Genomic DNA, 7,175 nt, shown 5'->3' on the forward strand with positions numbered 1-7,175 from the left:
CGAATAGCCTTATCACCATCCGGCAAGGCGTTTCCCGTTCCTGATGGACTGGATATTAATGTGTTGGGTCGGCTTCAGGAGTTTGCAGCACAGTGCAGAGATGGACGACCCCTTACGCAAGGGAATCCAAGCGAATTCCACGATGGCATTCTTAGGATCCTGGGCAATCCGACTGCCGTAGAGTCTGGTATTCCGTGGGAACTGCGAAACGCGACCCAGTTAGAACGCTATACCCTTCACTACATGGGATACTTGCGAATACTCGCCGAATTCAACGCCGCAAGTCCCGGCCAGCACGATGAAAGGCTGGCACGGAGCTGGCTTACGGATTGGATCGAGCACAATCCCAAGGGTTCTAAGCCCGGTTGGGATCCTTTTCCTGTCTCGTGTCGCATCATGAACTGGGCGATAGCCCTTGCCGTGTTTCCAAGTTGTATATCGCTGGCTCTACCAAGTCTGGTCGAGCAGACAAGTTTCCTCTTGCGCCACCTTGAACACGATATCTTGGGCAATCACCTGCTCAAGAATGCAGTCGCACTTGTACTAGCGGGTCATGTACTGAGAAGGGAATCAGGCATTGGTGAAAAGGCAGTCAATACAGGCGTCACTCTGCTTGAACGCGAACTTAAGGAGCAGATTTTGCTTGATGGCGGGCACTTTGAGCGTAGCCCCATGTACCATTGCCACGTGTTGGAAGACCTGTTGGTGTTGCAGGCCGCGACGGGAGCGAGACTGGCTAGCGTAAACAGCGTCATCCGCGAGATGGCGTCGTATCTTGGCGCGATTCTGCATGAGGACAACGAGATACCCCTTTTTGGCGATTCAGTCCTGGGCTCAACGCTGCGTCCGTCAACTCTCCTGAGACTCGCCGGAGACACTTCCACATCGGAATTGATATCGTGCCGCGCCCTTGAGCACTCTGGCCTTTACGTCATGACGACAAAGAAGAGCAGAATGCGCTTGATTGCGAAGGCGGGGCACGCAGGACCTGTCTACCAACTGGGCCATGCCCATTGCGATATGCTGAGCTTCGAACTGACACTTGCAGGCCAGCGCATTATTGTCGATTCCGGAGTGTCCGATTACGAAGACTCGCCGATGCGGGATTACTGTCGCAGTACCGCAGCCCATAACACAGTATCGATCGCTAAACGAAATCAACTCGAATACTGGTCTCGGTTTCGCGTGGGACGCACGTACACGCCGACGCTCGTTGCATGGGGGGACAGTAAGAACGGTTGGCAACTTGCCGCGAGTCATGACGGGTTCAGGCCGTACACTCACCAGCGCCGGATTCTGCTTCTTGAAGGTGAGTGCTTTGTCATTTGTGATGAGGCTACCGGACCGGGAGTCTTTTCGGCGGAGAGTTTCATACACTTTCACCCGGAAGTAACGTTGACGCGTAGTGACGATGCGTGGATCGCCGAAACGAACGTGGGTGCGCTCCTGATCACTCCATTTAGCGTTGATTCAATCAAGACGGTTTCCGGAGTGCAAAATCCTTATCAGGGGTGGTACTGTCCGGAATTCGGCGTATCTGTTCCGTCGCCAACGCTGATTCTGGGTTGCGAGTGCGATCTGCGTCGCAGTTTCGGATATGCTATATCGCCTTGTGAGTCATCGTTTGACTTTCTGTCCGACCTGGAGTCGATTGCCGGCATGTACAGTCGAAGCACATGAAGATACTCCTTCTCAGTCAATACTTCCCCCCGGAATTTGGGGCCTGTGCCGCACGCAATTCGGAGCACGCTGCAGAGTGGGCCGCGATGGGGCATGAGGTGACCGTGCTGACGACATTCCCAAATTATCCTTCCGGGATTGTCGATGAGCGGTATCGTGGCAAGCTCTACACCAGGGAAACTCGCGACAATTACAGGATCTTGCGGACTTGGAGCTATGCGACTCCCAATCGTGCAGTCTGGAAACGCGGACTCGCTTCGGTTTCATTTATGCTGTGCGCATTCTTGGGAGGGATTCTCGCGTGCAGAGGCAACGATGTTATCATCGCTTCCTCCGGTCCATTCTTTGTGGGACCACTGGGCTATCTGCTTAGCCGACTTACGGGCGCTGCCCTTGTCTTCGAGGTTAGAGATATCTTGCCGCAACAGGCCGTTGATGTGGGCATGATTCGAAACAAGGTCATTATACGTGTGCTTGAGGCGATTGAGAATTTCCTCTATAGAGCCGCCAGCGCCGTTGTCGTAGTCGCAGAAGCATCGCGGTGTACCCTGATTTCGAAAGGTGTACCTGCGCAGAAGTGCTTTACCATTGAAAACGGCATTCTTCCTCAGCTTTTCGCGCCTGGCTGCGCAGGAGATGATGTTCGTGCTCAGCATGGATGGAGCGATGACTTCATCGCCATGTATATCGGTGTGCATGGAGTCTCTCAGGGGCTATTCACTCTTCTGGACGCGGCGAAGCTGCTTGAGAAAGAAGAGAAGATCAGGTTTGTCTTCGTTGGAGACGGCGCGGCCAAGCCTGCCCTGCAAGAGTACGCGCATACCCATGGCATCAGAAACGTTGAGTTCTTGCCTGTCAAGGAACACAAGGACATCGCCGCGTACTATGCAGCCTCCAATGCCTGTCTCGTTCCTCTCCTGAAGGGCGCCTATTTCCAGATCAATATCCCGTCCAAGATTTTCGAGATTATGGCGTCAAGCCGGCCCATAGTACTCGGCGCAGAAGGTCAGGCACGTGAGATTATTGAGAAGTCGGCAGGCGGTCTCGCGGTCCAACCTGAGTCTGCTGAGGAGTTTGCCTCGGCAATTCTGCGTCTATTGAACGACAGGAGTCTGGCAGAGCATTTAGGAGAAAACGGCCGGTCTTATGTCCTGCAACATCATGATCGCCGTGCCAAAGCCGCCCTCTACGTGCGCTTGATTGAAGAGGTTCTACAGAAGTCATGATAGGCGTGCAGTTCGCATGCTTGTCCCGATGGTCTGGACCCGAAGGATGTCTTGAGTGTTTCACAGTATTGAGAAATCGTGATTTGAGACCCTGGTTGTCTTCCTTGCGATGTCATCCATGAACTGGCAGAGAATTGCTCCCGATCGGCTCATACGGTTTGCGACAGGGATCGGGCTCGCGTCCGTAGTCTTGGCGCTGTTTCCTTATTCATATGACAGTGCTTTCGATATCAAATACCTTATTGCCGCGGGATTGTCTCTCGTAGTTGCGTTTCTTGTGGCGGCTTGCGCGGTATCCTCCAGAAATATTGACGTTCGAATTTCGGCCCCCGCCTGCCTTCTCGTTTTGTTGTCATGCGTAAACGCGCTGACCGTAATGCGATCACCGAATCCAGGCCATGCCTTGCATTGGCTGATATGCATGTACAGCCCGATTATCCTGGCTTTTGGCATTGCTATCGCCTATCGAGAAGTGTCCCAAGTTGAGAGACTTTTTGGCATCCTCTGTTGCGCGGTAGCACTCTCAAGCGTCTATGGTTTGTTTCAGAAGTTTGGACTCGATCCATTCCCTTGGGAGACGAGAAATGTCGAGGAGTACTGGGGGGCGCCGTCAACCTATGGGAATCCCAATTACGCGTCGCATGCGCTAGTCCTGGCCATAGTCGTTGCAGTTGGTCTCAGCTTTAAGCGTGTCTGGCGATGGCCCATGCTCTTCCTTGCTCTCTTGATGTCTCTACACCTTGCTGTTACGGGAAGCAGAGCAGGACTTCTTTCTTTGCTGGCTGCACTCCTTTGGGGCGCACTTTCGCTTGTACTTCGCCGAAGAGCGACGAATCCTATTCGCTTTGTGTTGAGCGTCTTGGCCGGCTTCACGGCAATTTCCCTATCGATTGCGATGACAGCATTGCTTGTGCATCGTGTCGTCGCCGGCACATGGATTCCTATTGACACCTCTCTGCTGCTTCGATACAACTCGTTTCTCACTGCCAGCAGAATTCTGTGGGATGGTAGTCTGTTCGGACACGGTCCAGGCAGCTATGTACTCGTAAGTGCGCCGTACTGGACTGGCTACGAGCAGTACTGTCTTGCGGTCAAGAAGATCATCAATGCCCACGTACACAACGAATATCTTGAGATGGGTATTGAAGGAGGATTTCTCGGTCTCTTCCTCTACGTCGCACTTCTTTCCTTCAGCCTCTTGCATTCGCTTATCTATTTCTATCGCGAACAGGACCAGGAACGCAGATTTATTGGCGTTACACTGTCTAGCTGCTTCTTGGCATTTGCGGTGGACAGCTTCTTTGGGTTCAACTTCCACGTTCCAGTCTCCGGGCTAATCCTCTTTGTCCTGTTGGGAATATTGGCAGCAAGAATTTGGAGTGACAAAGGCGCAACGACTCCAACAACGAACCGTTTCTCGGCGACGATACTGATGGCCTCCTGTGTGTGCTTAGCGCTCATTGCATGTGTTCAGCAGACGAAGTACTTCATATCGCAAGTTCAGTTTCAGAGGGCAGGCGGTGCGAAAGAATGGGGTGCGAACGACACCGCATTGGAACTCTTGGACAGTTCAGTGCGCCTTGCTCCCTGGAATTGGCTTTCGTTGACTGAAGCGGGGAGAGTTGCGTGTCTTTTAGGAAGAAGTGATCTGGCGCTTGATCTGCTCAAGCGGGCCGAGGCGCTCAACCCCAACTCCATCCCCATCTACGTGGAAATGGGTAGTGCCTACACCTATGGTGCGCAGATAGCGGCCGGCCGCCAGGCCGAGCCGCTCACAGTACGCCACCGCGCAGCGCTGGAGGAACTTTTGAAGGCTGAAGATGCCCTAAACACCGGGCTGAAGCTGTGTCCAGTTGATCCGCGACTTCATGAATTGCTCGGCGGGGTTTGGTCGTTGCGCGCATCGATCCATGAAGAAAACCAAAGCGAATCTGAGGTAAACACTGCATTCGAGCTCGCCGTGGAGCACTATGAGCATGCTCTGCGATTCAGTGAAGAGCGAAAGGAAAGAGCCCGGATATACACGAAGATATGCATGGCAATGGATGCGTTGGGAAAGCGCGATGAGGCGGTGTCCGCTATCCGAGCTGCCGTAGAGTCAGAACCCGAATCCACTTCCGCATGGGATCTCTTTGTTCGCATATGTGACAAGAGAAAGGACAGCAAAGTCCTTACTATTGCACTGGAAGAGGCTATATCGAGACTCGAATCAAGGCCCAATGCGGTGCCTAGAGAAACTGCCTATCTTCATGTCATCCTCGCGGAGTCGCTCAGAGATGAACCAGGAAGCGAAGCACGGAGGGAACGTGCCGCAAATAGAGCAATAGAAATCGACCCCGGCAGTCTGAACGCGTGGGCCCTCTATGCAAGTCTCACGCAAGACGCCAGTGAACGCAAGAGAAAACTCGAAAGCGCTCTTTCTTCAGCACAGACAACTCTCGCCAAAGCCGAACAGCAATTGCCCACTCCTCTGATTGTCTTATTGTCCGTTTGGAAGGCCAGTTCGCCCGCCACTTTCAGAGAAGCGACATCCAGTTTACTCAATGCATTCCTGAACGATTCCGAGAGAGGGGACACCGCTCGATTGATAAGCAACTACTCGTGGATTGTGGAAGAAATGGCCCGAGCGTTGAGCCAAAATGGCCGAGTGGATACAGAGACGGGCATAGCTTGGTACAATCTGGGGCGAATAAATAAGTCCCTGGAGTTGTGGCAAGCAGCGGAAGACGCATTCTCAAAGGCATTGGAGCGTCTGCCCGAGAATTCTAAAGTGGAGGTAATTGCCGACAAGGCGGAATGCCTGGCTAACCTTGGATCGCTGGAAGACGCCATTGCTTTGATCAATCTTGCCTCGAAGTCCGCGCCTGGTGATCCCAATGTCATTTGGACAAAAGCAAGAGTTCTTGCAAAGGCAAGTCGATTTGCCGAAGCGCGGATGCAGTACCGGCTTCTGCTTCTCAATAACCCAAGTATCTCCGTAGAAGTGCGTAACCGAATTCAGAGTGAAATGTCGGCACTGGGTTCCGCGCCATAGCGCGAGATTGACCCTCAGGGGACAGGATCTTAGATTACTGAAGCGTATGCTACCGGCTAACAGCAGATATACGGAGCCTCCGTTGCAGGACGGCTCGACCTCCCTCAACAGACTGTCGTTTGGGCTGAGTCTTTTGACATGCCTGTGCATACTCCTGGCAAGTTGGTTATATAGCACTCAGGCCAGGGGACTCGTGGACGGGTTGGCGCTGGAGATTGGCGAAGTCATGCTGGAGCGCGGGATCCAGTTTGAATTGGATGGCCAGGAACAGAACGCGGCGAACGTCTATCGTGACGCACTCGATCTTAAGTTCTCCCATTCAGTGAATCGAACCGAGACTCTCACGCGATTAGGTAAGATTGTCCTATGGCAAGGAGAACCGGAGAAGGCTCTCTCTTACTTGGAGGAAGCCTTCAACAGGGGTAATTTCAACATTTGGTTGTACTTCCCGTTGTGCGAAGCCCTTCTCCAGATGCGGAGATACGAAGACGGCCTGGAACGTTGCCGGCTATGGTACAACTCCGCAGAGGCTCAGAACGATCGTTATCAGCAAGCCCAGGCGAAACTCATGGAAGGACGTTTGTTTCGCCAAAAGGGAGATGCCGATCGCGCGCTGCAAGCTTTTCGTGACTCAGACCAGATACAGCCCGGCGGGCTAAGTGCCTATTACGCCGGAGACGTCTTGTTCGAAAAAGGTGAATTTGAGATGGCGATACGTTATATCGAATCGTATTTGCCGAATGGGGAAGGCGAGAATTTGGCATGGGCCAATGAGATTCTTCGGAGTGCCAAGGAGCAACTTTCGTTGCGCTAGCAGAAAACGGCACAGATCATGGATGCAGTGACGAACGTGAAACCCAGGCGGCAGATTCCGCTAAGCGTCAATCAGCAGGACTCATAGTAGACTAATTGCGAAACACTCGAATAGAAAAGTCAGGTGAGAACGAATGAATAGCCGCCCCGGACACTACCAGGAACTGGCATGTTCAGTTTTCACGTCTAGATGCGTTTGCGCACGGTTGCGCGCGGCGAATTCTTGCTCAATAGTGTGGCTACAATCCTGCTGTTTGGAAGCAGACTGTAGCCTTACTCGACTTCCCTTGGAGTAACGACATGTGCGGCATCTGCGGAAAGCTTAATCTCCGGGCAGGGAACCCTGTAGACCCTGGCGTTGTAGAGGCGATGACTCGAATGCTGGCTCACAGAGGCCCCAACGATGACGGTCACTATTTCGA

The 7,175-nt window shown here is 53.0% G+C and carries 4 protein-coding genes; all 4 read left to right on the top strand.

Going from position 1 to position 7,175, the window contains the following annotated elements:
* Positions 1–60 precede the first annotated feature (60 nt).
* The 4 genes from K1Y02_14500 (at position 61) to K1Y02_14515 (ending at position 6,754) form a co-directional block, all read left to right on the top strand.
* Positions 61–1,680, top strand: a complete 1,620-nt coding sequence (locus tag K1Y02_14500) for a heparinase II/III family protein (GenBank protein ID MBX7257567.1) — start codon at positions 61–63, stop codon at positions 1,678–1,680.
* Entirely contained in the window at positions 1,677–2,906 is a 1,230-nt protein-coding gene (locus K1Y02_14505; protein ID MBX7257568.1) for a glycosyltransferase family 4 protein, read from the top strand. The genes K1Y02_14500 and K1Y02_14505 overlap by 4 nt, the downstream gene beginning before the upstream one ends.
* A gap of 118 nt (positions 2,907–3,024) precedes the next feature.
* The gene (locus K1Y02_14510; GenBank protein MBX7257569.1) at positions 3,025–5,940 is read left to right on the top strand and encodes an O-antigen ligase family protein; all 2,916 of its coding nucleotides are present in this window, start codon (positions 3,025–3,027) and stop codon (positions 5,938–5,940) included.
* Between the two features lie 193 nt (positions 5,941–6,133).
* Positions 6,134–6,754 carry a hypothetical protein gene (locus K1Y02_14515; protein MBX7257570.1) on the top strand — a complete coding sequence of 207 codons (621 nt, stop codon included), beginning with the start codon at positions 6,134–6,136 and terminating at the stop codon, positions 6,752–6,754.
* The last annotated feature ends 421 nt before the right edge of the window (positions 6,755–7,175 follow it).

The organism is Candidatus Hydrogenedentota bacterium, from assembly GCA_019695095.1.
GTDB lineage: Bacteria > Hydrogenedentota > Hydrogenedentia > Hydrogenedentales > SLHB01 > JAIBAQ01.

Coding starts and splice junctions, on each gene's coding strand:
- K1Y02_14505 (MBX7257568.1), top strand. CDS start 1,677: ATGAAGATACTCCTTCTCAGTCAATACTTCCCCCCGGAATTTGGGGCC.
- K1Y02_14510 (MBX7257569.1), top strand. CDS start 3,025: ATGAACTGGCAGAGAATTGCTCCCGATCGGCTCATACGGTTTGCGACA.